The organism is Kitasatospora sp. NBC_01266 (assembly GCF_036242395.1).
In the GTDB taxonomy this organism is placed as follows: domain Bacteria; phylum Actinomycetota; class Actinomycetes; order Streptomycetales; family Streptomycetaceae; genus Kitasatospora.
This window is the reverse complement of the sequence record NZ_CP108458.1, coordinates 7,292,183-7,318,170: the sequence shown is the minus strand read 5'-3', so window position 1 is coordinate 7,318,170 and position 25,988 is coordinate 7,292,183. Positions and strand designations below refer to the sequence as shown.

Genomic DNA, 25,988 nt, shown 5'->3' with positions numbered 1-25,988 from the left:
GGCCGACCGTGATCGCTCCAGTCGTACCACGCCGCGCCGACAGCCCCGAACCACCGCACCCACCGGCGCACCAGTGCACCGGCGCCCCACCGCACCGCACGCGGTCAGCCTCGCACCGGGACGAAAAACAGACCGCAGCGGCGGTGCCCCCCGACCGGGAGGTCACCGCCGCTGCGGTCTGTCGAGCTGCGACTCTGGCTACGAGTCGAACCGCGTGGGAGCGCGGCAGCCGCGGCCTCAGGCCTGCGCGGCCGCCTTCAGCTGCTCGGCGCGGTCGGTCCGCTCCCAGGTGAAGTCCGGCAGCTCACGGCCGAAGTGGCCGTACGCGGCGGTCTGGGCGTAGATCGGGCGCAGCAGGTCCAGGTCGCGGATGATCGCGGCCGGACGCAGGTCGAAGACCTGGGTGACGGCCGCCTGGATCTTCAGCACCGGGACGGTCTCGGTGCCGAAGGTCTCCACGAACAGGCCCACCGGCTCCGCCTTGCCGATCGCGTACGCGACCTGCACCTCGGCTCGGCTGGCCAGGCCGGCGGCCACGATGTTCTTGGCGACCCAGCGCATCGCGTAGGCGGCCGAGCGGTCGACCTTGGACGGGTCCTTGCCGGAGAAGGCGCCGCCACCGTGGCGGGCCATGCCGCCGTAGGTGTCGATGATGATCTTGCGGCCGGTCAGGCCGGCGTCGCCCATCGGGCCGCCGATCTCGAAGCGGCCGGTCGGGTTCACCAGCAGGCGGTAGTTCGAGGTGTCGATGGTCAGGCCCTGCAGCACCGGCTCCACGACGAACTCGCGGATGTCGGGCGCCAGCAGCGAGTCCAGGTCGATGTCGCTGGCGTGCTGGGTGGAGACCACCACGGTGTCCAGGCGGACCGCCTTGTCACCGTCGTACTCGATGGTGACCTGGGTCTTGCCGTCGGGGCGCAGGTAGGGGATGGTCCCGTTCTTGCGCACCTCGGTCAGCCGGCGCGAGAGCCGGTGCGCCAGGGTGATCGGCAGCGGCATCAGCTCGGGCGTGTCATCGCACGCGTAGCCGAACATCAGGCCCTGGTCGCCCGCACCCTGGCGGTCCAGCTCGTCGTCTTCGCCCTCGACACGGTGCTCGTGCGCCGTGTCGACACCCTGCGCGATGTCCGGGGACTGCGAGCCGATCGAGACCGAGACGCCGCAGGAGGCGCCGTCGAAGCCCTTCTTCGAGCTGTCGTACCCGATCTCCAGGATCTTCTCGCGCACCAGCTGCGCGATCGGCGCGTACGCCTTGGTGGTGACCTCGCCGGCCACGTGCACCAGGCCGGTGGTGATCAGCGTCTCGACGGCGACCCGGGAGGTCGGGTCGTCCTTGAGCAGGGCGTCGAGGATGGTGTCGCTGATCTGGTCAGCGATCTTGTCGGGGTGTCCCTCGGTGACGGATTCCGAGGTGAACAGGCGGCGAGACACAGCGCTCCCTGGGGTTGCAGCGGCTGCTGACTGAACGCTCCCGGCCGGGCCGGGGCATCCGGAAAGACTTGATTCCTGGAGTGTAACGGTCAGCTATCGCCGTTCAATACTCCCTGCGAGGTTTATGGACCCCCTGTCTCAATCGGTGGGCACCCCGAGCCGGGCGGCGACCAGGTCCCAGATCGCGTCCGCGACGTCCTCCTTGGGGCCGGGCGCGATCGCCGTCTCGGAACCGTCGGCGCCCAGCACCACGGCCTCATTGGTGTCCGCACCGAACGCCCGACCCTCGCCCACCTCGTTGACCACCAGCAGGTCGCACCCCTTGCGCACCAGCTTGGCCCGGCCGTGCTCCAGCACCTGGTCGGTCTCGGCCGCGAACCCGACCACCAGCTGACCGGGCCGGGTCCGAGTGCCGGACAGCTCGGCGAGGATGTCCGGATTTCGCACCAGGGCGACCGGCGCGGGCTCCACCCCGTCCTTCTTCTTGATCTTCACGGCGGCGTACTCGGCCGGCCGGAAGTCGGCCACCGCGGCGGCCATCACCACGACGTCGGCCTCGGCGGCCGTCTTCACGGCGGCCTCGCGCAGTTCGAGGGCGGTGGTGACCTTGACCACATCCACCCCGGCCGGGTCCGGCAGCTCGACGTTGGCGGCCAGCAGGGTGACCCGGGCGCCGCGCGCGGCGGCGGTCACGGCGAGCGCGTAGCCCTGCTTGCCGGAGGAGCGGTTGCCCAGGTACCGCACCGGGTCCAGCGGCTCACGGGTGCCGCCGGCCGAGACCACCACATGGCGGCCCGCCAGGTCGGCGGGCGCCGCGCCGCGGGCCAGCACCCGGCGGCAGGCGGCGAAGATCGCGTCCGGGTCGGGCAGCCGGCCCTTGCCGGTGTCCACCCCGGTCAGCCGGCCCACCGCGGGCTCCAGCACGATCGCGCCGCGCCGCCGCAGGGTGGCGACGTTCTCCTGGGTCGCGGCGTGCTCCCACATCTCGGTGTGCATCGCGGGGGCGAAGACCACCGGGCAGCGGGCGGTCAGCAGGGTGTTGGTGAGCAGGTCGTCGGCCAGGCCGTGGGCGGCCTTGGCGAGCAGGTCGGCGGTGGCGGGCGCCACCACCACCAGGTCGGCCCGCTGCCCGATCCGGACGTGCGGGACCTCGTGCACCCGCTCCCAGGTCTCGGTGGCGGCCGGCCGCCCGGAGAGCGCGGCCCAGGTGGCCTCGCCGACGAAGTGCAGCGCCGCGGCGGTCGGCACCACGGTGACCTGGTGCCCGGACTCGCTGAACCGGCGCAGCAGCTCGCACGCCTTGTACGCGGCGATCCCGCCGCTCACACCGAGGACCACATTGGGCTGCCGCACAGGGCTCGTCTCACTCACGCGTTCACCTTACGACTCCTCAGATCCGCCCGGCGCAGCAGCCGGAAACCCGGAGACCGGACGGCACGGGCCGAAGAGCGGACGACGGCCGAAAAGCAGAGCGCGATCAGCAGAGTGCGAACAGCGGAGCGCGAACAGCACAGAGGCCCGCCGGACGAATCCGGCGGGCCTCTGCGAAGTGCGTACCGTCAGGCGGCGTCAACGGCCTCGGCGGTCAGCATGCCGGCGTTGATCTCGCGCAGCGCGATCGACAGCGGCTTCTCGTGCACGTGGGTGTCGACCAGCGGACCGACGTACTCAAGCAGACCCTCACCGAGCTGCGAGTAGTACGCGTTGATCTGACGCGCGCGCTTGGCGGCGTAGATCACCAGGCTGTACTTCGAGTCCGTGGCCTCAAGCAGCTCGTCGATCGGCGGGTTGATGATGCCCTCGGGCGCGGTCATGGAAGAGGACACGCGAAAACCTTCCGAAAGGGTGGCAAAGAACAGTTCCTGAATCGATCAGGCCGAATCAGAATCGATCAAGTCGGAATCGACGGAGATCGACTGAGTCAGAAAGATCGGATCAGTTTACACCGAGCAAGGCTAGCAGCTCGGCCGCCACCTGCTCGACCGAGGTGTTCACCAGCGTGGTGTCGAACTCCGGCTCGGCGGCCAACTCGATCTTCGCGGCGGCCAGCCGCTCGTCGATGACCTCCTGCGGCTCGGTGCCGCGCCCGGTGAGCCGGCGGACCAGTTCCTCCCAGCTCGGCGGGGCCAGGAAGACCAGCTGCGCCTCGGGCATCGACTGGCGCACCTGACGGGCGCCCTGCAGGTCGATCTCCAGCAGCACGGGCTCGCCGCGCTCCAGCTTCTGCTCGACCGCCGCGCGCGGGGTGCCGTACCGGTTGCCGGCGAAGACGGCCGACTCCAGCAGCTCGCCGTTGGCGATCAGCTTGTCGAACTCGTCGCTGTCGACGAAGTGGTAATGGACCCCGTCCTTCTCGCCGGGTCGCGGATGCCGGGTGGTGGCCGACACCGAGAGCCAGACTTCGGGGTGCTGCTGCCTCAGATGAGCGACGACCGTGCTCTTGCCGACCCCCGAGGGGCCGGAGAGCACGGTCAGCCGCGGACGTTCACTCATGCACCGATTATCCCGGATTCTGGACGAACCTGGGACCACCGGTACGGCGACACCACCCGATCAGGACGGCGTGCCGCCGAACTCGCGCTCCAGCGAGGCGATCTGGTTCGTGCCGAGGCCGCGAACCCGACGGCTCTCACTGATGCCGAGGCGCTCCATGATCTGCTTGGCGCGGACCTTGCCGACGCCCGGGAGGCTCTCCAGCAGCGCGGAGACCTTCATCTTGCCGATGACCTCGTTGTCGGCCTTGCCGGCCTTGATCACCTCGTGCAGGGAGGCGCCCGAGTGCTTGAGCCGGTTCTTCACCTCGGCGCGCTCCCGGCGAGCCTCGGCGGCCTTGGCCAGCGCGGCCGCGCGCTGTTCAGGGGTAAGGGGCGGAAGAGCCACGCCGTTCACCTCAGGGTCTGGAAGGAATTGAAGTGCTAGGACATTGGTCGAACCAGGGGCCTGCCACAGCCCGTTGGGCTGCGACCGCAGAGGAACCTAGCCGCTCTGACCTGCGAGAGCAACGAGAAACACACCGCCTTGGGCACCTACCGCCGGACACTACCCGGATTGCGCGCCCGCGTCAGGAAAAGAAGCCGAAAAGTCCTGGTCAGCACAGGTAGGCCAGGACTTTTCGGGAGAAAACGGCCCGGTTTGGGCCCTGTTCGTCAAGCGAGTGTGACAGCCCTCACATCCTCGACGAAGCGCTGCGCGGCCTCCCGCAGCGTGCTGACCGAGGGTCCGTGCTTGAGCACATCTCGACTGACGCTCGGTACCACGTCAGGTACGGCCGCTCCGAAGACCCGGGGCAGGTCCGCCATGGTCGCGCCCTGGGCGCCGATCCCGGGGGCCAGCAGCGGGCCGTTGATCGCCAGGTCCACGCCCGCGTCGGCCAGCGTCGCGCCGACCACCGCGCCGAAGGAGCCGAGCGGCTCGGCGCCGGCGTTCTCGGCCGCCAGGTGGCGCAGCACCTGCTGGGCCACGCTCACCCCGTCGGCGCCGAGCGCGCGCTGCACCTCGAAGCCCTCCGGGTTGGAGGTGAGGGCGAGCGCGAAGATCCCGCAGCCGTGCTCGCGGGCCAGGTCGAGCGCCGGGCGCAGCGAACCGAAGCCGAGGTAGGGGCTGACCGTGAGGGCGTCGGAGAAGAGCGGGCTGTCGGGCCGCAGGAAGGCCTCGGCGTAGGCGGCCATGGTGGAGCCGATGTCGCCGCGCTTGGCGTCCATCAGCACCAGCGCGCCGGCCGCGCGGGCCTCGGCGACGGTCCGCTCCAGGACGGCGACGCCCTTGCTGCCGAACCGCTCGAAGAAGGCGGCCTGCGGCTTGAGCACGGCCACCCGGTCGGCGAGCGCCTCGACCACGGTGCGGCTGAAGGTCTCCAGGCCGGCCAGGTCGTCGCCCAGGCCCCAGGCGGAGAGCAGGGCGGCGTGCGGGTCGATGCCCACGCAGAGCTGGCCGCGGTCGTCCATGGCCTGGCGCAGCCGGGTGCCGAAGGGGGCGAGAGTCATGAGGTCCTTTCCGGACGGAGAGCGGGACGGTGGGCGAACCCCACCGCGTCGGTGTACTTGGCGAAGCCACGGGCGGCCAGTTCGGCGCGCAGTTCGGCGAGGATCCGCCGCGGCGCGGCCGGGTCGCGGAAGAGCGCGGTGCCCACCGCCACCCCGCTCGCCCCGGCCAGGGTGAACTCCAGCGCGTCCCGCCCGCTGCGGATGCCGCCCATGCCGAGGATCGGCACCTGCGGGATCCGCCCGGCGAGCATCGCGGCGTGCACCTCGTAGACGCAGCGCACCGCGATCGGGCGCAGCGCGGGCCCGGAGAGCCCGCCGGCGCCGGCCGCCAGCGCGGGGCGCATGGTGTCCAGGTCGACGGCCAGGCCGAGGGCGGTGTTGATCATCGACAGGCCGTCGGCCCCGGCGTACGCGCAGGCGGCGGCGATCTCGGTGATCGAGGTCACGTCGGGCGAGAGCTTGGCGTAGACCGGCAGTTCGGGGTCGGCGACCTGGCGCACGGCGCGCACCACGTCGTAGGAGGTGGCGGGGTTGCGGCCGAAGACCAGGCCGCGATCGGCCAGGTTGGGGCAGGAGATGTTGAGTTCCAGGCCGACCAGGCCGGGCTGCCCGGTCAGCCGCTCGGCGGTCTCGGTGAACTCCTCCAGGCGCTGCCCGGCGATCGAGACCAGCACCCGGGCGCCGCGCTCGGCCAGCCAGGGCAGCTCGTGCCGGACGAAGTGCTCGATCCCCGAGCCCTGCAGCCCGATCGAGTTGAGCATCCCGGCGGGGGTCTCGGCCATCCGCGGGGTGGCCTCACCGGCCCGCGGGTAGGGCATGATCGTCTTGGTGGTGACGGTGCCCAGCTCGTCCAGCGGCACGAACCTGGCCAGCTCGCGCCCGTAGCCCGCGCAACCGGAGGCGGTGCTGAGCGGGTTGGGCAGGGTGAGCGCGCCGAGCGGGGCGCTGAGGTCGACGTCCTGCGGGTCCATCAGCCCTGCCCTCCCGTCGCGCCAAAGACCGCACCGGGCACCGCACCGCTCATCGCGGCGGCGCCTTCCAGGTCGGCGGGAACCGTCCCGATGTCCGCCCAGCGCACCCGGGCGCCCTCGAAGACCGGCCCGTCGACGCAGGCCCGCACGAAGCGGCTGCGGCCGTCCTGGCCGACCACCGGCAGCACGCAGGTCATGCAGATCCCGGTGCCGCAGGCCATCGCCGCCTCGACCGCGGTGTGGGCGCGCACCGCCTGCTCGGCGGCGATCTCGGTGACCCGCCGCAGCATGTCCATCGGCCCGCAGGCGTAGACCACGCCGGCCTCGATCGCCTGGATCGCCTCGGCCAGCGGGTCACTGGCCCGGCCGGTCAGGCCGAGCGAGCCGTCCTCGGTGAGCAGCAGCACGTCCGGGGTGAGCGCGCGGGCCTGCTCGACCCCGTAGAGCCGCTCGGCGGTGGCGGCGCCCAGGATGAAGCCGACCCGCCCGCCGCGCCGCTGGATCTCGGCGCCGAGCGCGAAGAGCGGCGCGGCGCGGTGGCCGCCGGCCACCAGCAGCGCGCTGACCGGGCCGTCCGGCAGCGGGAAGGGCGTGCCGAGCGGGGCGATCAGATCGACCCGCTCGCCGACCCGGGCGGCGGCCAACAGGCGGCTGCCGGCGCCCCGGGCGGCGATCACCAGCTCGACGGTCTCCGCCGCCGGGTCGACCCGGTGGATCGAGAAGGCCCGGCGCAGCGGCAGGGCGCAGTCGGCCCCGCCCACCGCCAGGGTGGCGAAGTGCCCGGGCCGTACCCGCTGCGGCACGCCCGGGGCGTGCAGCACCAGGCGGTGGCACGCCCCTTCCGGGTGATTGGCGAGCACCTCGGCCCGCAGCTGCAAGGGGTTGGCCATGACTGTGGCCCCTTTCCACCGCTCTGGCTGCTTGGACCGACCGCCGGCCGGTCATCTCGGTTCGCTGGCTCCCGGAACTCTCCCAAATCCGTCCGCCGACTGTCACATTGCCCTGATTTATGACATATCGTCAGATGATCATGACAACACGGAACCCAGGGCTCAGACGCCCGAGCCCACGGCCTGCGCGATGCTGCTGAAGCCCGCCCGCCGCAGCCGCCGGCCCAGCCCCTGGTGCACCCGGCGCATCCAGAACGGCCCCTCGTAGATGAAGCCGGTGTACCCCTGCACCAGGTCGGCGCCGGCCAGGATCCGCTGCCAGGCGTCCTCGGCCGTCTCGATCCCGCCGACCGAGACCAGCACCAGGCGCCCCTCGGTGCGCTTGCGCAGCCGCTTGAGCACCTCCAGCGAGCGGTCCTTCAGCGGCGCCCCGGAGAGCCCGCCCATGCCGATCTGCTCGACCCGCGCGGCCGGGGCCAGCAGCCCCGCGCGCCCGATCGTGGTGTTGGTGGCGATGATGCCGTCCAGGCCCAGCTCCAGCGCCAGGTCGGCGACCGCGTCGACGTCCTCGTCGGCCAGGTCGGGCGCGATCTTCACCAGCAGCGGCACATGGTGCGTGCAGCTCCGGTCGGCGGCCTCGCGGACCGCGCTGAGCAGCGGGCCCAGGTGCGAGACGGCCTGCAGGTTGCGCAGCCCCGGGGTGTTCGGCGAGGAGACGTTCACCACCAGGTAGTCCGCGTACCCGGCCAGCCGCTCGGTGCTCTTGACGTAGTCGGCGACCGCGTCGGCCTCCTCGACCACCTTGGTCTTGCCGATGTTCACCCCGACCACCGGTGACAGCGAGCCGCGCTGGCGCTGCGCCAGGCGGGCCGCGATCCGGGCCGAGCCCTGGTTGTTGAAGCCCATCCGGTTGATCAGCGCCCGGTCCTCGACCAGCCGGAACAGGCGCGGTGCCGGATTGCCGGGCTGCGGCTCACCGGTGACCGTGCCGATCTCCACGTAGTCGAAGCCGAGCATCGCCAGACCGTCGATCCCGACCGCGTTCTTGTCGAAGCCCGCGCCGAGCCCGAACGGGCCCGGCAGGTCCAGGCCGAGCGCGTTGGTGCGCAGCGCCTGGTCCCGCGGCGCGAGCACCAGGGCGACCAACTGCCGCAGGCCCGGCACCGAGGCGGCCAGCCGGATCCAGAAGAACGCCAGGTGGTGGGCCTTCTCGGGATCCATCTTCCGGAAGACCAGATTGAAAAGCAGCTTGTACACGCGCGCGGCGCCTTCCTCACATGGGTGTGGGAGGCACCCGGCCCGGGTGCCTCCCACACAGGATCCTGCTACTTGCGGCTGGAGTTGATCAGCGCCGCGTGCTCCTGCAGCGACATCACCCCGACGTCGCCGCGGGTCACCGCGTCGATGCCCTGGACGGCCGCACCCATCGCCTGCACGGTGGTCAGGCAGGGCACGCCCCGGGAGACCGCGGCGGTGCGGATCTCGTAGCCGTCCAGCCGGCCGCCGGTGCCGTAGGGGGTGTTGATGATCAGGTCGACCTCGCCGTCGTGGATCAGCTGCACGATGGTCCGCTCGCCGTTCGGCCCCTCGCCCTCGCTGTGCTTGCGCACCAGCGTGGACGGGATGCCGCCGCGCTGCAGCACCTCGGCGGTGCCGGCCGTGGCGAGCACCTCGAAGCCCAGCTCGACCAGCGCCCGGGCCGGGAAGACCAGGTTGCGCTTGTCCCGGTTGGCCACCGAGACGAAGACCTTGCCCTTGGTCGGCAGCGCGCCGTACGCGCCGGCCTGCGCCTTGGCGTAGGAGGTGCCGAAGACCTTGTCGATGCCCATGACCTCACCGGTCGAGCGCATCTCCGGGCCGAGCACGGTGTCCACGCCGCGCCCGTGGATGTCGCGGAAGCGGCTCCACGGCATCACGGCCTCCTTGACCGAGATCGGGCAGTCGGCCGGCAGCGTGCCGCCGTCGCCCTCGGCCGGCAGCATGCCCTCGGCGCGCAGTTCGGCGATGGTGGCGCCCAGCGAGATCCGGGCCGCCGCCTTGGCGAGCGGCACGGCGGTCGCCTTGGAGGTGAACGGCACGGTGCGCGAGGCGCGCGGGTTGGCCTCCAGCACGTAGAGGATGTCCCCGGCCAGCGCGAACTGGATGTTGATCAGACCGCGCACCCCGACGCCGCGGGCGATCGCCTCGGTGGAGGTCCGCAGCCGCTTGATGTCGTAGCCGCCCAGGGTGATCGGCGGCAGCGCGCAGGCCGAGTCGCCGGAGTGGATGCCGGCCTCCTCGATGTGCTCCATCACGCCGCCCAGGTAGAGCTCGGTGCCGTCGAAGAGCGCGTCGACGTCGATCTCCACCGCGTCGTCCAGGAAGCGGTCGATCAGCACCGGGTGCTCGGAGATCAGACCGGCGTGCCGCTCCAGGTAGGAGGCGAGGCTGGCCTCGTCGTAGACGATCTCCATGCCCCGGCCGCCGAGCACGTAGGACGGGCGGGCCAGCACCGGGTAGCCGATCTCGTCGGCGATCGCCTTGGCCTCCTCGAAGGAGAAGGCGGTGCCGTGCTTGGGGGCCGGCAGTCCCGCGTCCCGCAGCACCCGGCCGAACGCGCCGCGCTCCTCGGCCAGGTCGATCGCCTCGGGCTGGGTGCCGACGATCGGCACGCCGTTGTCCTTCAGCGCCTGCGCCAGGCCCAGCGGGGTCTGGCCGCCGAGCTGCACGATGACGCCGGCCAGCGGCCCGGCCAGCGACTCGGCGTGCACGATCTCCAGCACGTCCTCCAGGGTGAGCGGCTCGAAGTAGAGCCGGTCGGAGGTGTCGTAGTCGGTGGAGACGGTCTCCGGGTTGCAGTTGACCATGACGGTCTCGTACCCGGCCTCGGCCAGCGCGAAGGAGGCGTGCACGCAGGAGTAGTCGAACTCGATGCCCTGGCCGATCCGGTTCGGACCCGAGCCGAGGATGATCACCGCGGGCTTGGTGCGCGGGGCGACCTCGGACTCCTCGTCGTAGGAGGAGTAGAAGTACGGGGTCTTCGCGGCGAACTCGGCGGCGCAGGTGTCCACCGTCTTGAAGACCGGCCGGATGCCCAGCGCGTGCCGCACCGCGCGGACCACGTCCGGCTTGAGCCCGCGGATCTCGCCGATCTGCTGGTCCGAGAAGCCGTGCCGCTTGGCGTGCCGCAGCAGCTCCGGGTCCAGCTCGGCGGCCTCGGCCAGCTCCGCGGCGATCTCGTTGAGCAGGAAGAGCTGGTCGACGAACCACGGGTCGATCTTGGTGGCCTCGAACACCTCCTGCTGCGTGGCACCGGCCCGGATCGCCTGCATCACGGTGTTGATCCGGCCGTCGGTCGGGATCTGGGCCTTCGTCAGCAGCTCGGACCTGTCGCCGGGCTCGCCGATCCAGGTGAACTGCGAGCCCTTCTTCTCCAGCGAGCGCAGCGCCTTGTTCAGCGCCTCGGGGAAGTTGCGGCCCATCGCCATGGCCTCGCCCACCGACTTCATGGTGGTGGTCAGCGTGGCGTCGGCCGACGGGAACTTCTCGAAGGCGAACCGCGGAACCTTGACCACCACGTAGTCGAGGGTCGGCTCGAAGGAGGCCGGGGTCTGCTCGGTGATGTCGTTGGGGATCTCGTCCAGGGTGTAGCCGACGGCCAGCTTGGCGGCGATCTTGGCGATCGGGAAGCCGGTGGCCTTGGAGGCGAGCGCCGAGGAGCGGGAGACCCGGGGGTTCATCTCGATCACGATGACCCGGCCGTCTTCCGGGTTGATCGCGAACTGGATGTTGCAGCCACCGGTGTCGACGCCGACCTCGCGGATGATCGCGATGCCGATGTCGCGCAGCGTCTGGTACTCGCGGTCGGTCAGCGTCATGGCCGGCGCGACGGTGATCGAGTCACCGGTGTGCACGCCCATCGGGTCGAAGTTCTCGATCGAGCAGACCACCACGACGTTGTCGTTGCGGTCGCGCATCAGCTCGAGCTCGTACTCCTTCCAGCCGAGGATGGACTCCTCCAGGAGCACCTCGGTGGTCGGCGACAGGGCCAGGCCCTGGCCGGCGATCCGGCGCAGGTCCTCCTCGTCGTGCGCGAAGCCGGAGCCGGCGCCGCCCATGGTGAAGGAGGGACGGACCACGACCGGGTAGCCGCCGAGCGTCTCGACGCCCGCCAGCACGTCGTCCATCGAGTGGCAGATCACCGAGCGGGCCGACTCGCCGTGGCCGATCTTGGCGTTGACGGCCTCGACCACGCCCTTGAAGAGCTGGCGGTCCTCGCCCTTGTGGATCGCCTCGACGTTGGCGCCGATCAGCTCGACGTCGTACTTGGCCAGCGTGCCGTTCTCGTGCAGCGAGATCGCGGTGTTCAGCGCGGTCTGCCCGCCGAGGGTGGGCAGGAGCACGTCGGGGCGCTCCTTGGCGATGATCTTCTCGACGAACTCGGGGGTGATCGGCTCGACGTAGGTGGCGTCGGCGATCTCCGGGTCGGTCATGATCGTCGCCGGGTTGGAGTTCACCAGCACGACCCGCAGGCCCTCGGCCCGCAGCACCCGGCAGGCCTGGGTGCCCGAGTAGTCGAACTCCGCCGCCTGACCGATCACGATCGGGCCGGAGCCGATGACCAGGACGGACTTGATGTCGGTGCGCTTCGGCACGGGTCAGCTCCCTGCGGTGGTGCGGGTCATCAGTTCCAGGAACCGATCGAACAGGTAGGCGGCGTCGTGCGGACCGGCCGCTGCCTCGGGGTGGTACTGCACGCTGAAGGCGGGCGTGTCCAGGCACTGCAGGCCCTCGACCACGTCGTCGTTGAGGCAGACGTGGGAGACCTCGGCCCGCCCGAACGGGGTGTCGCTCACCTTGTCCAGCGGTGCCTCCACGGCGAAGCCGTGGTTGTGCGCGGTGACCTCGACCTTGCCGGTGGTGCGGTCCTGCACCGGCTGGTTGATGCCGCGGTGGCCGTACTTGAGCTTGTAGGTGCCGAAGCCCAGCGCGCGGCCGAGGATCTGGTTGCCGAAGCAGATCCCGAAGAACGGGGTCTTGCGGCTGAGCACCTCGCGCAGCACCGCGACCTGGTGGTCGGCGGTCGCCGGGTCACCGGGGCCGTTGGAGAAGAAGATGCCGTCCGGAGCGACCGCGTAGAGCTCCTCGACGGTCGAGTTGGCGGGCAGCACGTGCACCTCGATGCCGCGCTCGGCCATCCGCTGCGGGGTCATCGCCTTGATCCCGAGGTCCAGGGCGGCGACGGTGAACTTCTTCGCACCGATCGCCGGCACCACGTAGGGCTCGGTGGTGGCGACCTCGGCGCACAGGTCGGCGCCCTTCATCTCCGGCGCCTCCAGCACCCGGGCCAGCAGCTCGGTCTGATCGGCCAGCGAGGGACCGGAGAAGATGCCGACCCGCATCGCCCCGCGCTCGCGCAGGTGGCGGGTGAGCGCGCGGGTGTCGATGCCGCTGATCCCGACCACGCCCTGGGCCGCCAGCTCGGCGTCCAGCGAGCGGCGCGAGCGCCAGTTGGAGGGCACCCGGGCGGGGTCGCGGACCACGAAGCCGGACACCCAGATCCGCTGCGACTCCGGGTCCTCGTCGTTGACGCCGGTGTTGCCGATCTGCGGGGCCGTCATGACCACCACCTGGCGGTGGTAGGACGGGTCGGTCAGGGTCTCCTGGTAGCCGGACATGCCGGTGTTGAAGACGGCCTCGCCGAAGGTCTCGCCGATCGCGCCGTACGCCTGGCCGCGGAAGGTCCGGCCGTCCTCCAGGACCAGCACGGCAGGCACACGCTCCCGCCAGGGGCGCGGCGTGGTGGGGGCAGGTGCGGTCATGGTGTTACGCCTTCCGTCTTCGTCGTACGTGTTGCAGTCGTTCGGTCGGCCAGGCCGGCCACGGCCGTGACCCAGGCCGCGTGCTCGTCCGGGTGGTCCAGCCGGAACCCGGAGTCCAACTCGGTGCCGTGCAGCCGCCAGCTGACCACCAGCAGCCCGGCCGGCACGACCTTGCCGGCGATGCCGGAGTCGGTCCGGGCGCCCGTCAGGTCCTCGGCGGGCAGCCAGAGGTCCTCGGCCCCCGGGCGGCGGGCCAGCAGCCCGCGCTCGGTCAGCATCAGCTCCGCCAGGCTCCGGGCACCCAGCCCGTGGGCCACCACCCGGTCGAGCCAGTTCCCGGCGGTGGTGCTGCCGTGGTAGCGGCCGCTGCTCTCCAGGATGGGTGTGCCGGTCTCGCTCGGCACGGCGGGCAGCGCCGGAAGGTCGGACTGCAGGGTGCGGCGCCAGTTCCAGCCCTGCCGCATCAGCCAGTAGATGACCCCGACCACGATCAGCAGGCCGACCGACCAGCCGATGTAGTCGGGCCAGTTGTGCACCTGGGCCTTGTGCATGACGGCCAGCTCGGTGGTGTTCACGCCACCTCGCCGGCCTCGACGAGCTCACCGGCCAGCACGGTGGCCACCCCGCGCAGGAAGGTGGCGTGCACCCGACCGGGCAGGTCGAGCCCGCGGTAGGGGGTGTTGCGGCTGCGGGTGGCGAAGCTGTCCGGATTCACGGTGCCACGGTACGCGGGATCGAAGAGCACCAGGTTGGCGGGCTCGCCGACCGAGACGGGGCGTCCGTGCCCGGCCAGCCGGCCGATCCGGGCCGGGCGGTGGGACATCCGGTCCGCCACGCCCTCCCAGGTCAGCAGGCCGGTGTCGACCATCGCCTGCTGGACCACCGAGAGCGCGGTCTCCAGGCCGACCATGCCCATCGCGGCGACGGCCCACTCGCAGTCCTTGTCCTCCGCCGGGTGCGGGGCGTGGTCGGTGGCCACCGCGTCGATGGTGCCGTCGGCCAGCGCCTCGCGCAGCGCGTGCACGTCCTCGGCAGTGCGCAGCGGCGGGTTCACCTTGTAGACCGGGTCGTAGCTGCGGACCAGCTCGTCGGTGAGCAGCAGGTGGTGCGGGGTCACCTCGGCGGTGACGTCCCAGCCCTTGGCCTTGGCCCAGCGGATCAGCTCCACCGAGCCCGCCGTGGAGACGTGGCAGACGTGCAGCCGGGAGCCGACGTGCGCGGCGAGCAGCACGTCGCGGGCGATGATCGCCTCCTCGGCGACGGCCGGCCAGCCGCCGAGCCCGAGCTCGCCGGAGACCCGGCCCTCGTTCATCTGGGCGCCCTCGGTGAGCCGGGGCTCCTGCGCGTGCTGGGCGACGACACCGTCGAAGGCCTTCACGTACTCCAGCGCGCGGCGCATGATCACCGCGTCGTCCACGCACTTGCCGTCGTCGGAGAAGACCCGCACCCCGGCGGCGGAGTCGTGCATCGCGCCGAGCTCGGCGAGCTTCTTGCCCTCCAGGCCCACCGTGACGGCGCCGACGGGCTGCACGTCGCAGTAGCCGGAGGCCCGGCCGAGCCGCCAGACCTGCTCGACCACACCGGCGGTGTCGGCCACCGGGAAGGTGTTGGCCATCGCGTGCACCGCGGTGTAGCCGCCCTTGGCGGCGGCCTGGGTGCCGGTCAGCACGGTCTCGGCGTCCTCGCGGCCCGGCTCGCGCAGGTGGGTGTGCAGGTCGACCAGGCCGGGCAGCGCGATCAGGCCGTGCGCGTCGATGTCGACGTCGGCCTCGACCGCCAGGCCGGTGCCGATCTCGCGGATCACGCCGTCGGCGATGTGGATGTCCTGCGCGGGGCCGCCGAGGATCTGGGCGTTGCGGATCAGGTAGCTGGTCACTGGGCGGCCTCGTTCGTTTCGGTGCGTGTTTCGGTGCGGGCGGCGTCGGTCGGGCCGTCGGTGAAGACGGCGCCGCCGAGCAGGAGGTACAGCACGGCCATCCGGACCGAGACGCCGTTGGCGACCTGCTCGACCACGGTGCAGCGCGGCGAGTCGGCCACCTCGGCGGTGATCTCCATGCCGCGCACCATCGGACCGGGGTGCATCACGATGGCGTGCTCGGGCAGCTTGGCCAGGCGGCCGGCGTGCATGCCGTAGCGGCGCGAGTACTCACGCTCGGTGGGGAAGAAGGCGGCGTTCATCCGCTCGCGCTGGACCCGCAGCATCATCAGCGCGTCGGTCTTGGCGAGCGCGGCGTCCAGGTCGTAGGAGACCTCGCAGGGCCAGCTCTCGATGCCGATCGGCAGCAGGGTGGGCGGCGCCACGAAGGTGACGTGCGCGCCCAGGGTCTGCAGCAGCAGCACGTTGGAGCGGGCCACCCGGCTGTGCAGCACGTCGCCGACGATGGTGATCCGGCGGCCGCTGAGGTCGTTGCCCAGCCCGGGGTTGAGGTGCCGGCGCATGGTGAAGGCGTCCAGCAGGGCCTGGGTCGGGTGCTCGTGGGTGCCGTCGCCGGCGTTGATCACGCTGCCGTGCAGCCAGTCGGACTGGGCGAGGCGGGCCGGGGCGCCGGAGGCGTGGTGCCGGATCACGACCGCGTCGGCGCCCATCGCCTGCAGGGTCAGCGCGGTGTCCTTCAGGCTCTCGCCCTTGGCCACCGAGGAGCCCTTGGCGGCGAAGTTGATCACATCGGCGCTCAGGCGCTTCTCGGCGACCTCGAAGGAGGTCTTGGTGCGGGTGGAGTCCTCGAAGAAGAGGTTGACGACGGTGCGGCCGCGCAGCGTGGGGAGCTTCTTGACGGCCCGCCCGGAGAGCTGGGCCAGCTCCTCGGCGGTGTCCAGGATCAGCAGCGCGTCGTCGCGGCTGAGATCGGCGGCGGAGACAAGGTGGCGCATGGGTGGGGCATCTCCTACCGGGTCACGGAGCGGGGTTCGGGGCGGCCAGCGCCTGCGAGCTGCGGGCGGCGTAGTCGCGGTCGCCGACCAGGACGGCGTCCATGCCGTCGGCGTCGGAGAGCCGGACCTGCACGGCCTCGCGCAGCGAGGTGGGCAGGTTCTTGCCCACGTAGTCGGCGCGGATGGGCAGCTCGCGGTGGCCCCGGTCGACCAGGACGGCGAGCTGCACGGCGCGCGGCCGGCCGATGTCGCCGAGCGCGTCGAGCGCGGCGCGGATGGTGCGGCCGGAGAAGAGCACGTCGTCGACCAGGATCACCACCTTGCCGTCGATCCCGCCGGCCGGGATCTCGGTGTGCTCCAGGGCGCGGGCGGGCTTGAGCCGCAGGTCGTCCCGGTACATGGTGATGTCGAGCGTGCCGAGCGGCAGCTCGCGGCCGGTGATCTGGGTCAGTTTGGCGTGCAGCCGGCGGGCGAGGTGGACACCGCGGGTGTGGATGCCGAGCAGCACGACGTCCTCGGCGCCCTTGGCGCGTTCGACGATCTCGTGTGCGATCCGGGTGATCACCCGGGCGATGTCCGCGCCGTCCAGCACCTGGTGCGGCGGACGCGGAGTGTCAGTCTGTGGTGTGGTCATGCCGAAGCGGACCTCCTTCCCCGCCTCACTGGACGGGCCTTAAAGGATGTCTGAATTTGGTGGCCGCCCGAACGTGGCGCGGGCCTCGTCAAGGGTACCAGGGCGATCATGAGCCGCCCGACATCCTCTATGTCGTGTTCACGTACAGGTAGCAGACCATTCGCACGGCTGCCCCATTCGGCTTGACGGGGCTACCTTACTCTACGTAACCTCACAGTGAGTTACGGAATAGACGTCGAACCCATCGGTAGGACGCCTTGGGAAGCTGGGTCACCCCCAGCTCCCCCCGTGACCGACATGATCAAGAATTTCTCGTCCGGGGAGAACAATGTCCAGCGACTACGCGAAGCAGCTCGGAGGAAAACTCCGAGCTATCCGCACTCAGCAGGGTCTCTCCCTGCACGGCGTCGAGGAGAAGTCCCAGGGGCGCTGGAAGGCGGTCGTCGTCGGCTCCTACGAGCGTGGCGACCGTGCCGTGACGGTGCAGCGGCTGGCCGAGCTGGCCGAGTTCTACGGCGTCCCGGTGCAGGAGCTGCTGCCCGGCGGCACCCCGGGCGGCGCGGCCGAGCCGCCGCCGCGCCTGGTGCTGGACCTGGAGAGACTGACCCAGGTCCCCTCCGAGAAGGCCGGCCCGCTGCAGCGCTACGCCGCCACCATCCAGTCCCAGCGCGGTGACTACAACGGCAAGGTGCTCTCGATCCGCCAGGACGACCTGCGCACGCTGGCCGTGATCTACGACCAGTCGCCGTCCATCCTCACCGAGCAGCTGATCAGCTGGGGTGTGCTGAACTCGGACGCTCGTCGCGCGGTGCGCGAGGAGGACGCGAGCTGACCCGCTCGCCCGTCCGGCAACTGAAGAAACGTCACGGCGCGGTCCCGGGGGACCGCGCCGTCGGCGTATCCGCACGCCCTGGCGTGCGCTGAGCCTGCGCGGGGTCAGACCTGCGCGCGGGGCGCGCGGGCCAGCTGGCGCGACTGCGCGACCAGGCGGCCGGCCGAGTCCCAGATCTCGCAGTCCTCCTCGAAGTGGCCACCGGCCAGGTTCCGGGTGGCATGGCTGACCCGCAGCCAGCCCGGGGCCGGCAGCGCGCGCAGGTGCACGGTCAGCTCGATGGTCGGGGCCCAGCCGGGCAGCCCGAGGTCGAAGGTGACCGGCGGCAGCGCGTCGGCGACCAGCAGCAGCGACAGCGGGTCCGGCTCGCGCCCGTCGGCCAGCTTGAACCAGCCCTGGATCCGACCCTGCCGGGCCGGCTGCCCGACCGCCCAGCCGACCGTGCCGGGGTCGAGCCGCAGGTCGAAGCGCTCCAGCAGGGCGGCCTGCTGAAGCAGTCCGGGCGGGGCGTGCTCGATCCCGATGCACTGCTCGACCGGCGGCAGCTCCGGCGCGGTGGCCGAGGTGTGCACCTCGCCCGCCAGCGCGGCCAGGTCGCCGTAGCCGGCCAGCACTCTCAGCCGCTCGACCTCGGCGCCGTCCGGGCCCCACTGGTAGAGCGAGGCGGTCGCGTTGGAGAGGGTGCGGCCGCGCCGGACCGTCTCGGTGCGCACCGAGAGCGGGCCGGGGCCCGAGGTGGAGAGGTAGTAGCAGCTGATCGAGAGCGGGTCGGGGTGCCCGGGCAGCTCCCGGCGCAGCGCGTTGGCGGCGACGGCCAGCAGCAGCCCGCCGTTGATCCCGCCGCCGATCTGCCAGCCGGCGCCCAGCTCACCGAGGTAGCGCCCGGCGCCGTCGGGGTCCGGTTCGAGGGCGATGGCCTGGTCGAACTCGCTGTTGATCACGGTCGCGGTGGTCATGGGAGAGACGCCCTTCGGATGAGCTACTGGTCAGTAACAACATACGCGCGATGGCCGCCGGACCGGAAGGTCCGACGGCCATCGAAGGGCGCTGGAGCGCTGCGCGGGTTCAACCCGGCGGGCGGTCCCCCACCGGAGTGGGGAGGCGACCCGCCAGGCCTAGTCCCGGCGGATCGTCGGCTTGAGCTCCATGAAACGGGCCAGCATCCCGTTCACGAAGGCCGGCGAGTCGTCCGTGGAGAACTCCTTGGCGATCTCCACCGCCTCGTCCAGGACGACCGCGTCCGGGACGCCGTCCTCCCAGATCAGCTCGTAGGCGCCGAGCCGCAGGACGTTGCGGTCCACGACCGGCATCCGGTCGAGCGTCCAGCCGACCGCGTAGGTCGAGATCAGCTCGTCGATCCGGCGGGCGTGCTTCACATAGCCCTCGACCAGCTGCATGGTGTACTCGCCGACCTGCGGCACACCCTCGTCCGGCTTGGGCTCCCGGGCCCGGGCGACCCAGCCGGCGAGCACCGAGAGCGGGTCGACGCCTCGGCCGTCGGCCTCGAAGAGGATCTGGAAGGCGTGCGTACGCGCCTTGGTGCGTGCGGACGCCACGGTTACTTGTTCACCCGGCCGAGGTAGCCGCCGTCGCGGGTGTCGACCTTGATCTTCTCGCCCTGGTTGATGAAGAGCGGGACCTGGATCTCGGCACCGGTCTCCAGGCGGGCGGGCTTGCTGCCACCGGTGGAGCGGTCGCCCTGCAGGCCGGGCTCGGTGAACTCGATGACCAGCTCGACGGCGGCCGGCAGCTCGATGTAGAGCGGGGCGCCCTCGTACACGGCGACCAGGGCCTCGAAGCCCTCCAGCAGGTACTTGGCGGCGTCGCCGACGACCTCGGGGCCGATCATCAGCTGGTCGTAGGTGTCCATGTCCATGAACACGAACTGCTCGCCGTCCTTGTACGAGAACTGCATGCCGCGCTTGTCGACGTTCGCGGTCTCGACCTTGGTACCCGCGTTGAACGTCTTGTCGACGACCTTGCCGCTCAGCACGTGCTTGAGCTTGGTGCGCACGAAGGCGGGGCCCTTGCCCGGCTTGACGTGCTGGAACTCGACAACGGACCAGAGCTGGTCATTGTCGAGCTTGAGGACCATGCCGTTCTTGAGATCGTTCGTGGAAGCCACGGGCGCACTTACTCCTGATATAGCTGTCAAGGAACCAAGGGATGCGCGCCTGCCTCCACCACGACGGTGGTCACAGGGCGAGGAGCTCCTTGGTAGTGATGGTGAGCAGCTCGGGACCGCCCTCTTCGAGGGGGCGCACCACGAGCGTGTCCTCGATCCGGACCCCGCCACGGCCCGGGAGGTGTACCCCTGGACCGACGGTGACCGGCACGCGATTGTCCAGTTTACCCACCTCGGCGGGTCCCAGCTGCGGCGCCTCCCGTACCTCCAGCCCCACGCCGTGCCCGAACGGTCTGGGCAGCTCCTCCTGATGCCCTCCGGCCAGCAGCACCGCGCGGGCCGCCCGGTCCGGCGCGCTGCCCGGCGCGCCCGGCTGGAGCGCCTCGCGCCCGGCCCGCTGGGCCTCGAAGACCAGCCGGTGCAGCTCGACCTGCCAGGCCGCCGGGGCCGCGCCGATCACGAAGGTGCGGGTGGTGCAGACCGAGTAGCCCCGGTACTGGGCGCCGAGCGAGACGGTCAGGAAGTCGCCCTCCTCGACCCGGCGGTCGGTCGGCTGGTGGGCGCTGCGGCCCGAGTGGCTGCCGGTGCCCACCGAGACGGGGTAGCCCGCCCGGTCCGCGCCGTGGTCGATCATCCGGCGCTCCAGCTCCATCGCCAGGTGCCGTTCGGTGCGGCCGACCAGGATCGACTCCAGCAGTTCGCCGAGCGCCTGGTCGCCGATCTCGGCGGCGATCCGCAGCTCGGCGATCTCCTGCTCGTCCTTGACCACCCGCAGCCGCTCGACCGCCTGGTGCAGGTCGGCCAGCCGGGCACCCGCGACCCGCTCGGCGATCGCCCGGTGCCGGCTGACCGTCAGGTCGTGCTCCTCCACCAGCAGATCGGCCACTCCCAGGCCCGCGGCGGCCTCGGCGGCGGTCTCGGCGGTGTCCTGGTCGGGCCCGGCCACCAGGTGCGGCAGCTCGGCGGCGTAGGGGCGCTCGCCGGTGTCGTCGGGGGGCAGCTCGGCGGGCAGCGCGAGCAGCGCGCGGTCGCGGGTGAGCAGCAGGGTCGCGCCGCACGGGGCGCAGCCGGTGAGGTACCGGACGTTGGCGGCCTTGGTGATCAGCGCCGCGTCCGCGCCACCCGCGCTGCAGTACTCGCTCAGCCGTTCCCGGCGGGCCGCGTACGCATCAGACATATAGGGAAGCCTAGGCAGCCGGGCGCCGGGGCGCCCGTTGTGCTGGGCCGGGCGGCGTGGCGGCCGGTCGGCGCGCTGGTACCGCGCGGTGGGCCGCGCCTCTGGTCAGATGGACGGGTGGAGTGGTTCACGGCGCCCGGGTACGCGCTCAGCCGGCTGGTGCTGCTGCGGCTGCTGGCCGGCGTCTACCTGGTCGCCTTCCTCGCGGCGGCCCGGCAGTTCCGGCCCCTGATCGGCGAGCACGGGATGCTGCCGGTGCCGCGCTATCTGCGCCACCGGACCTTCTGGGAGGCGCCGACGCTGTTCCGGCTGGGCTACAGCGACCGCGCCTTCGCCCTGCTCGCCTGGGGCGGGGCGGCGCTCGCGGCGGCGGTCGCGGCGGGACTGGCGGACCTGGTCCCGCTCTGGGGCTCGATGCTGCTCTGGGCCCTGCTCTGGCTGCTCTACCTGTCGATCGTCAACGTCGGGCAGACCTGGTACTCCTTCGGCTGGGAATCGCTGCTGCTGGAGGCCGGGTTCCTGGCGGTCTTCCTGGGCAACGCCACGGTCGCTCCCCCGGTGCTGGTGCTCTTCCTGGTCCGCTGGCTGCTCTTCCGGGTGGAGTTCGGGGCCGGGCTGATCAAGCTGCGCGGCGACCGCTGCTGGCGGGACCTGACCTGTCTGCGGTACCACCACGAGACCCAGCCGATGCCCGGCCCGCTGAGCTGGTACTTCCACCACCTGCCGATGCCGCTGCACCGCGCGGAGGTGGCCGCCAACCACCTCGCCCAGCTGGGCCTGCCGGTGCTGCTCTTCGCCCCGCAGCCGGTCGCCTCCTGGGCGGCGGGCGCGATGGTGCTCACCCAGCTCTGGCTGGTCGCCTCCGGCAACTTCGCCTGGCTCAACTGGCTGACCATCGCGCTGGCCTTCGGCGCGCTGCGGCTGCCCGGCTCCGGGCGGCTGGCCACCGCGCGGGCACCGCTCTGGTACGAGGTGCTGGTGTCGGCCGCGACGGCGCTGGTGCTCTGGCTCAGCTACCGGCCGGCCCGCAACCTGCTGTCGCGCGACCAGCTGATGAACTACTCGTTCAACCGGCTGCACCTGGTGAACAGCTACGGCGCCTTCGGCAGCATCAACCGGATCCGCTTCGAGGTGGTCGTCGAGGGCACCGACGAGCAGCGGCTGACCCCGACCACGGTCTGGCGCGAGTACGGGTTCCGCGGCAAGCCGGGGGACGTGCGGCGGCGGCCGCGCCAGTACGCGCCCTACCACCTGCGGCTGGACTGGCTGATGTGGTTCGCCGGGATCTCCCCGGCGTACGCCCGCCCCTGGCTGCGGCCGTTCGCCGAGCGGCTGCTGGCGGGCGACCGGGCGACCCTGCGGCTGCTGCGGCACAACCCGTTCCCGCACGCGCCGCCGACCCATGTCCGGGCGGTGCTCTACCGCTACCGGTTCACCAGCCCGCAGGAGCGGCGGGCCACCGGCGCCTGGTGGCACCGGACCCGGCTGCGGGTCTACCTGGCGCCCATGACGCGCCGGTGACGCCGCCACTGCCACTGCCACTGCCACTGCCACTGCGAGAGGGCTAGGACGCGACGCTGAGCACCACCTTGCCGAGGTTGGCCCGCGACTCCAGCAGCGCCGCGGCCTCGGCCGCCCGCTCCAGCGGTAGCAGCACCGAGACCGGGCGCAGCCGCCGCTCGGCCAGCAGCCGCCACAGCTCCGCCCGGATCTCCTCGACCAGCTGCGGGCGGTGGCGGGCCAGCTGCCCCATCGACAGGCCGGTGACCGTGGTCATCGACCCGAGCACGGCGCCGGCGTCCAGGGTGCCGCCGTAGCCGGCCAGCGTGACCAGTCGGCCGAACGGGCGCAGCGCGGCCAGCGCACGCGGCAGCACCTCGCCGCCGGCCCCCTCCAGCACCAGGTCGACCGGTTCACAGCGGTCGAGGGCCTGGTAGCCGACCACCTCGTCGGCGCCCAGCGAGCGCAGGAAGTCGGCCTTCGCCGGGCTGCCGGACGCGGCCACCACCCGGGCCGCGCCGAGTTCCCGGGCCAGCTGGACGATCAGGTGCCCCACCCCGCCGGCGGCGTTGGTCACCAGGACGGACTGCCCCTTCGCCAGTTCGCCGACCCGCAGTGCCGCCAGCGCCACCAGGCCGCCGTGCACCACGCCGAGCGCGTCGGCGGCGCTCACCTGCTCGGGCACCGGCGTGATCAGGGCGGGCGCGGCGAGCAGCAGCTCGGCACAGGCCTCGGCGGCGACGCCGCCGACCCGGTCGCCGACCTGGCAGCCCGTCACCCCCGGCCCGAGCGCGGCGATCCGACCGACGAAGCCGCCGCCGGGCGAGCCGGGCAGCGGGGTGTCGCCGGCCCCCGCGAGCATCTTCAGCAGCATCAGGCTGACCCCGACCGCCTCGGTGGCCACCAGCACCTCCCCCGGCCCCGGGGTCGGCGCGGCGACCTCGTCGAGCCGCAGGACGTCGGCGTTGCCGTACGCGTGAAACCTGACCTTGCGCATGGTGCGCTCCCCCTCCAATAACCGTTGGTGCCACCAACGATAACAGGTTCCGTTGGGACCACCAACGACTTTAGGATGGACCCATGACCGAGGCCCCGTTCTCCCACCTGCAGACCCTGCCCAGCTGGCTGCTCGGCCGCGCCGGCGCGCTCGCCCACCGACTGGTCGCCGAGGCGCTGGCCGAGGAGGGCTGCCGAATGGGCCATCACGCCGTGCTCTGCGCGGTGGCCGAGTTCGGCCCGCTGGCCCAGGCGGACCTGTCGCGCAGCGTCCGGATCGACCCCAAGGACATGGTGGGCATCCTCAACGACCTCCAGGCCAAGGGCCTGGTGCTGCGCGGCAAGGACCCGCACGACGCCCGGAAGAACGCGATCGCGCTCGCCCCGGCGGGGGCCGAGCTGCTCGCCCGGCTCCAGGCGCGCGGGGACGCGGCGAACGAGGAACTCCTGGCACCACTGGCGCCGGACGAGCGGGCGCGGCTGCTGGCACTGGCGGCGAAGGTGATCGAGGGGCGGGTCTGACGGGTCGGCCGGTCGCCCCGGCCAGGTCTGTCGACATCAAGTATCTTGACGTCGAGATTTATCTGCGGCAGGCTACTGCCGGACCGCGACGGCGGATCAGCGACCGCGCGGAGCAGCGAAAACGGGGGCAGGGCATGCGGGGGAACGACACCGGACTGATCGCGCAGCTGCGACGGCCGCCCGGCGGGCGGGACGCGCGGATCATGCTGCTGGCGCAGTTCCTGGACCGGACCGGTTCGGGGGTGTGGGCCGCGGCCTCGGTGCTGTACTTCACCTTCGTCTGCCACCTGCCCGCCCGGCAGGTGGGCCTGCTGCTCGGCGCCGCCGCGGCGGCGGGCATCGCCGGACCACCGCTGGCCGGCCGGCTGGCCGAGCGGCTGCCGGTGCGCGGCCTGCTGATCGGCTGCCACCTGCTGCGACTGGGGACCGTGGGCGGGCTGCTGGTGTGCACCGGCTTCGACACGCTGCTCCCGGCGGTCGCCGCCACCTGCCTGGCCGAGCGGGCGGCCAAGACGCTGGAGATGCTCTTCGCCACCCGGGTGGCGGGCCAGCGGCGCGCCACCTACCAGGCGCTCTCCCGCAGCTCGGCGAACGCCGGCACCGCGCTGGGCGCGGGGGTCGCGGCGATCGGCCTGGCGGTCGGGACCGGTGACGCCTACCGGGTGCTGATCCTGGCCGACGCGCTCTCCTTCGTGGTGGCCGCGGCGCTGATCTGGCGCACCCGGGAGCCGAGCGCGGGCGAGCGGGTCGTCGCGCGGACCGCCGAGTCCGCCGGCGGCGAGCCGCCCGCCGCTGCCGCCGGCCCGTGGCGGGACCGGGGCTATCTGCTCTTCGTGCTGCTGGACATCCCGATGAGCCTGGACGACTCGGTGCTCAACGTCGGGCTGCCGCTCTGGCTGGTGCACCACACCTCGGCGCCGCGCGCCTTCGTGCCGCTCTGCCTGGTCATCAACACGGTGCTGGTGGTGGTCCTGCAACTGCGGGTGTCGGCCTGGGCCGAGGGCGCGCGCCGGGCGGCCCGGGCGGTGGCGCTGCTGGGGCTGATGATGCTGAGCTGCTGCGCGGTGCTGGCGCTCGGCACCGGGAGCGGGGCCTGGACCGGCTCGTTGGCGCTGCTGGCCGCGGCGACGCTGGTCACGATGGCGGAACTGATGCGCTCGGTCAGCTCCTGGGAGTTGTCCGTGTCGCTGGCGCCGACCGGGGCGCGGGCCTCCTACCTGGGCGTGGCGGGCATGTCGCAGGCGATCCAGAAGTCGGTCGGACCGCCGCTGCTGTCCGGGGTGGTGCTGGCGGCCGGACCGGTCGGCTGGCTGACCCTCGGGACGGCGGTCGCCGGGCTCTCCCTGGTGCAGCGGCGGTCCTGCCTGCGGCGGCTGGCGGCGCTGGACGCCGAGGCGGCGACCCCGTTGTCGGTATCCGTCTGACGGACCGTCAGGAGCACTGGCAGCGCGGGCACCAGAAGAGGTTGCGGGCCGCGTGCTCCTCGGTGCGCACCTCGGTGCCGCAGACCAGGCACGGCTGCCCCGCCCGGCGGTAGACGTAGACCTCGCCGCCGTGGTCGTCCACCCGGGGCGGGCGACCCATCGCCTCGGGGGTGTGCTCGGGGCGCACGGTGTCGATCCGGCCGATCTCGGCGCCGGTCCGCATCAGCTCCACCAGGTCGCCCCAGATCAGCTGCCACTGCGCCGCGGTCAGGTCGCGCCCGGCCCGGTGCGGGTCGATGCCGTGCCGGAAGAGCACCTCGGCGCGGTAGACGTTGCCCACCCCCGCCAGCACCTTCTGGTCCATCAGCAGCGCGGCTATCGTGCTGCGGCTGCGCGCGATCCGCTGCCAGGCGCGCTGCGGCTCGGCGTCGGCGCGCAGCGGGTCGGGGCCCAGCCGGGCGTGCACGATGTCCTTCTCGGCGGGGGTGAGCAGTTCGCAGGTGGTGGGGCCGCGCAGGTCGGCGTAGTGCTCCTCGTTCGCCAGCCGCAGCCGGATCAGGCCGACCGGAGTCGGCGCTGGGGCCTGGCCGAAGGTGACGACACCGTAGAGGCCGAGGTGGATGTGCAGCCAGGCCTCGTCGAACTCCAGGAAGAGGTGCTTGCCGTCGGCCTCGGCGCCGCGCAGCCGCTGGCCGTCGACCAGCCGCGCGCCGGCCGCGAACCGGCCCTGCGGGCTGGCGACGGCGACCGGACGGCCGCCGAAGGCCGCCCGGTGCTGGGCGGCGAGCCGGTGCAGGATGTGTCCTTCGGGCATGCGGGAACTCTCTGTTC

25 protein-coding genes are annotated in these 25,988 nt (G+C 72.1%); 4 read left to right on the top strand and 21 right to left on the bottom strand.

Annotated elements, in window-relative coordinates:
* Positions 1 to 237: 237 nt before the first annotated feature.
* The 15 genes from metK to pyrR all read right to left on the bottom strand — a co-directional run bounded on the left by metK (position 238) and on the right by pyrR (position 16,581).
* The gene (gene metK / locus OG403_RS31585) at positions 238 to 1,431 is read right to left on the bottom strand and encodes a methionine adenosyltransferase (RefSeq protein WP_329570436.1); all 1,194 of its coding nucleotides are present in this window, start codon (positions 1,429 to 1,431) and stop codon (positions 238 to 240) included.
* Positions 1,432 to 1,569: 138 nt separating this feature from the next.
* Complete coding sequence (gene coaBC / locus OG403_RS31580; protein ID WP_329572665.1) at positions 1,570 to 2,784, bottom strand: bifunctional phosphopantothenoylcysteine decarboxylase/phosphopantothenate--cysteine ligase CoaBC; 1,215 nt, start codon at positions 2,782 to 2,784, stop codon at positions 1,570 to 1,572.
* A gap of 206 nt (positions 2,785 to 2,990) precedes the next feature.
* Positions 2,991 to 3,257 (bottom strand): DNA-directed RNA polymerase subunit omega, encoded by a 267-nt coding sequence (rpoZ, locus tag OG403_RS31575; protein WP_035840778.1) that lies wholly within the window; start codon positions 3,255 to 3,257, stop codon positions 2,991 to 2,993.
* Between the two features lie 109 nt (positions 3,258 to 3,366).
* Complete coding sequence (gene gmk / locus OG403_RS31570; protein ID WP_329570432.1) at positions 3,367 to 3,924, bottom strand: guanylate kinase; 558 nt, start codon at positions 3,922 to 3,924, stop codon at positions 3,367 to 3,369.
* A 60-nt stretch (positions 3,925 to 3,984) separates the two neighbouring features.
* Complete coding sequence (gene mihF, locus OG403_RS31565) at positions 3,985 to 4,311, bottom strand: integration host factor, actinobacterial type (protein ID WP_280694587.1); 327 nt, start codon at positions 4,309 to 4,311, stop codon at positions 3,985 to 3,987.
* Between the two features lie 266 nt (positions 4,312 to 4,577).
* Positions 4,578 to 5,414 carry an orotidine-5'-phosphate decarboxylase gene (gene pyrF / locus OG403_RS31560; RefSeq protein ID WP_329570429.1) on the bottom strand — a complete coding sequence of 279 codons (837 nt, stop codon included), beginning with the start codon at positions 5,412 to 5,414 and terminating at the stop codon, positions 4,578 to 4,580.
* On the bottom strand, positions 5,411 to 6,385 hold the full coding sequence (locus tag OG403_RS31555; RefSeq protein WP_329570427.1) for a dihydroorotate dehydrogenase: 975 nt from the start codon (positions 6,383 to 6,385) through the stop codon (positions 5,411 to 5,413). Before OG403_RS31555 ends, pyrF begins: the two co-directional genes overlap by 4 nt.
* Complete coding sequence (locus tag OG403_RS31550; RefSeq protein WP_329570424.1) at positions 6,385 to 7,275, bottom strand: dihydroorotate dehydrogenase electron transfer subunit; 891 nt, start codon at positions 7,273 to 7,275, stop codon at positions 6,385 to 6,387. Before OG403_RS31550 ends, OG403_RS31555 begins: the two co-directional genes overlap by 1 nt.
* Before the next feature lie 162 nt (positions 7,276 to 7,437).
* Entirely contained in the window at positions 7,438 to 8,532 is a 1,095-nt protein-coding gene (locus OG403_RS31545; protein ID WP_329570423.1) for a quinone-dependent dihydroorotate dehydrogenase, read from the bottom strand.
* A 68-nt stretch (positions 8,533 to 8,600) separates the two neighbouring features.
* Entirely contained in the window at positions 8,601 to 11,909 is a 3,309-nt protein-coding gene (carB, locus tag OG403_RS31540; RefSeq protein WP_329570421.1) for a carbamoyl-phosphate synthase large subunit, read from the bottom strand.
* A 3-nt stretch (positions 11,910 to 11,912) separates the two neighbouring features.
* The gene (carA, locus tag OG403_RS31535; RefSeq protein WP_329570419.1) at positions 11,913 to 13,076 is read right to left on the bottom strand and encodes a glutamine-hydrolyzing carbamoyl-phosphate synthase small subunit; all 1,164 of its coding nucleotides are present in this window, start codon (positions 13,074 to 13,076) and stop codon (positions 11,913 to 11,915) included.
* Positions 13,073 to 13,627 (bottom strand): PH-like domain-containing protein, encoded by a 555-nt coding sequence (locus OG403_RS31530; protein WP_329572664.1) that lies wholly within the window; start codon positions 13,625 to 13,627, stop codon positions 13,073 to 13,075. Before OG403_RS31530 ends, carA begins: the two co-directional genes overlap by 4 nt.
* A 20-nt stretch (positions 13,628 to 13,647) precedes the next feature.
* Positions 13,648 to 14,952: a dihydroorotase gene (locus OG403_RS31525; RefSeq protein ID WP_329570416.1), complete on the bottom strand. Its 1,305-nt coding sequence runs from the start codon at positions 14,950 to 14,952 to the stop codon at positions 13,648 to 13,650.
* Entirely contained in the window at positions 14,949 to 15,947 is a 999-nt protein-coding gene (locus OG403_RS31520) for an aspartate carbamoyltransferase catalytic subunit (protein ID WP_329570414.1), read from the bottom strand. The genes OG403_RS31525 and OG403_RS31520 overlap by 4 nt, the downstream gene beginning before the upstream one ends.
* 22 nt (positions 15,948 to 15,969) lie before the next feature.
* Positions 15,970 to 16,581 (bottom strand): bifunctional pyr operon transcriptional regulator/uracil phosphoribosyltransferase PyrR, encoded by a 612-nt coding sequence (pyrR, locus tag OG403_RS31515; protein WP_329570413.1) that lies wholly within the window; start codon positions 16,579 to 16,581, stop codon positions 15,970 to 15,972.
* 328 nt (positions 16,582 to 16,909) lie between these two features.
* On the opposite strand from pyrR, the gene bldD reads away from it, so the two are divergent.
* On the top strand, positions 16,910 to 17,413 hold the full coding sequence (gene bldD / locus OG403_RS31510; protein ID WP_035840801.1) for a transcriptional regulator BldD: 504 nt from the start codon (positions 16,910 to 16,912) through the stop codon (positions 17,411 to 17,413).
* A 104-nt stretch (positions 17,414 to 17,517) separates the two neighbouring features.
* Here bldD and OG403_RS31505 read toward each other — a convergent pair whose 3' ends face one another.
* From OG403_RS31505 to OG403_RS31490, 4 genes are all read right to left on the bottom strand, one after another.
* Entirely contained in the window at positions 17,518 to 18,369 is an 852-nt protein-coding gene (locus OG403_RS31505) for a thioesterase family protein (protein WP_329570410.1), read from the bottom strand.
* A gap of 159 nt (positions 18,370 to 18,528) precedes the next feature.
* Positions 18,529 to 18,969, bottom strand: a complete 441-nt coding sequence (nusB, locus tag OG403_RS31500; protein WP_329570408.1) for a transcription antitermination factor NusB — start codon at positions 18,967 to 18,969, stop codon at positions 18,529 to 18,531.
* A gap of 2 nt (positions 18,970 to 18,971) precedes the next feature.
* Positions 18,972 to 19,538 (bottom strand): elongation factor P, encoded by a 567-nt coding sequence (gene efp / locus OG403_RS31495; RefSeq protein ID WP_329570406.1) that lies wholly within the window; start codon positions 19,536 to 19,538, stop codon positions 18,972 to 18,974.
* A 70-nt stretch (positions 19,539 to 19,608) separates the two neighbouring features.
* Positions 19,609 to 20,715: a M24 family metallopeptidase gene (locus OG403_RS31490; protein ID WP_329570404.1), complete on the bottom strand. Its 1,107-nt coding sequence runs from the start codon at positions 20,713 to 20,715 to the stop codon at positions 19,609 to 19,611.
* 117 nt (positions 20,716 to 20,832) lie between these two features.
* Between OG403_RS31490 and OG403_RS31485 the strand changes: the two genes are divergently transcribed.
* On the top strand, positions 20,833 to 22,236 hold the full coding sequence (locus tag OG403_RS31485) for a lipase maturation factor family protein (RefSeq protein ID WP_329570401.1): 1,404 nt from the start codon (positions 20,833 to 20,835) through the stop codon (positions 22,234 to 22,236).
* Positions 22,237 to 22,279: 43 nt separating this feature from the next.
* Here the strand turns inward: OG403_RS31485 and OG403_RS31480 are convergent, their stop codons facing one another.
* The gene (locus OG403_RS31480) at positions 22,280 to 23,212 is read right to left on the bottom strand and encodes a quinone oxidoreductase family protein (protein WP_329570399.1); all 933 of its coding nucleotides are present in this window, start codon (positions 23,210 to 23,212) and stop codon (positions 22,280 to 22,282) included.
* An 83-nt stretch (positions 23,213 to 23,295) separates the two neighbouring features.
* Between OG403_RS31480 and OG403_RS31475 the strand changes: the two genes are divergently transcribed.
* Both OG403_RS31475 and OG403_RS31470 read left to right on the top strand, forming a co-directional pair.
* Complete coding sequence (locus OG403_RS31475) at positions 23,296 to 23,733, top strand: MarR family winged helix-turn-helix transcriptional regulator (RefSeq protein WP_329570397.1); 438 nt, start codon at positions 23,296 to 23,298, stop codon at positions 23,731 to 23,733.
* Between the two features lie 134 nt (positions 23,734 to 23,867).
* Complete coding sequence (locus tag OG403_RS31470) at positions 23,868 to 25,157, top strand: MFS transporter (RefSeq protein WP_329570395.1); 1,290 nt, start codon at positions 23,868 to 23,870, stop codon at positions 25,155 to 25,157.
* A 7-nt stretch (positions 25,158 to 25,164) separates the two neighbouring features.
* On the opposite strand, the gene OG403_RS31465 is transcribed toward OG403_RS31470, so the two are convergent.
* A complete protein-coding gene (locus tag OG403_RS31465; RefSeq protein WP_329570393.1) occupies positions 25,165 to 25,971 on the bottom strand; it encodes an Fpg/Nei family DNA glycosylase in 807 nt (268 codons plus the stop codon).
* Positions 25,972 to 25,988 lie beyond the last annotated feature (17 nt).

Bases quoted from the DNA above. Each gene is read 5' to 3' on its own strand.
- OG403_RS31530 (WP_329572664.1), bottom strand. From the start codon at position 13,627: ATGCACAAGGCCCAGGTGCACAACTGGCCCGACTACATCGGCTGGTCG.
- pyrF (WP_329570429.1), bottom strand. From the start codon at position 5,414: ATGACTCTCGCCCCCTTCGGCACCCGGCTGCGCCAGGCCATGGACGAC.
- OG403_RS31465 (WP_329570393.1), bottom strand. From the start codon at position 25,971: ATGCCCGAAGGACACATCCTGCACCGGCTCGCCGCCCAGCACCGGGCG.
- OG403_RS31505 (WP_329570410.1), bottom strand. From the start codon at position 18,369: ATGACCACCGCGACCGTGATCAACAGCGAGTTCGACCAGGCCATCGCC.
- OG403_RS31490 (WP_329570404.1), bottom strand. From the start codon at position 20,715: ATGTCTGATGCGTACGCGGCCCGCCGGGAACGGCTGAGCGAGTACTGC.
- bldD (WP_035840801.1), top strand. From the start codon at position 16,910: ATGTCCAGCGACTACGCGAAGCAGCTCGGAGGAAAACTCCGAGCTATC.
- OG403_RS31475 (WP_329570397.1), top strand. From the start codon at position 23,296: ATGACCGAGGCCCCGTTCTCCCACCTGCAGACCCTGCCCAGCTGGCTG.
- OG403_RS31555 (WP_329570427.1), bottom strand. From the start codon at position 6,385: ATGGACCCGCAGGACGTCGACCTCAGCGCCCCGCTCGGCGCGCTCACC.
- OG403_RS31480 (WP_329570399.1), bottom strand. From the start codon at position 23,212: ATGCGCAAGGTCAGGTTTCACGCGTACGGCAACGCCGACGTCCTGCGG.
- OG403_RS31470 (WP_329570395.1), top strand. From the start codon at position 23,868: ATGCGGGGGAACGACACCGGACTGATCGCGCAGCTGCGACGGCCGCCC.
- pyrR (WP_329570413.1), bottom strand. From the start codon at position 16,581: ATGACCACACCACAGACTGACACTCCGCGTCCGCCGCACCAGGTGCTG.
- gmk (WP_329570432.1), bottom strand. From the start codon at position 3,924: ATGAGTGAACGTCCGCGGCTGACCGTGCTCTCCGGCCCCTCGGGGGTC.
- OG403_RS31520 (WP_329570414.1), bottom strand. From the start codon at position 15,947: ATGCGCCACCTTGTCTCCGCCGCCGATCTCAGCCGCGACGACGCGCTG.
- OG403_RS31550 (WP_329570424.1), bottom strand. From the start codon at position 7,275: ATGGCCAACCCCTTGCAGCTGCGGGCCGAGGTGCTCGCCAATCACCCG.
- carA (WP_329570419.1), bottom strand. From the start codon at position 13,076: ATGACCGCACCTGCCCCCACCACGCCGCGCCCCTGGCGGGAGCGTGTG.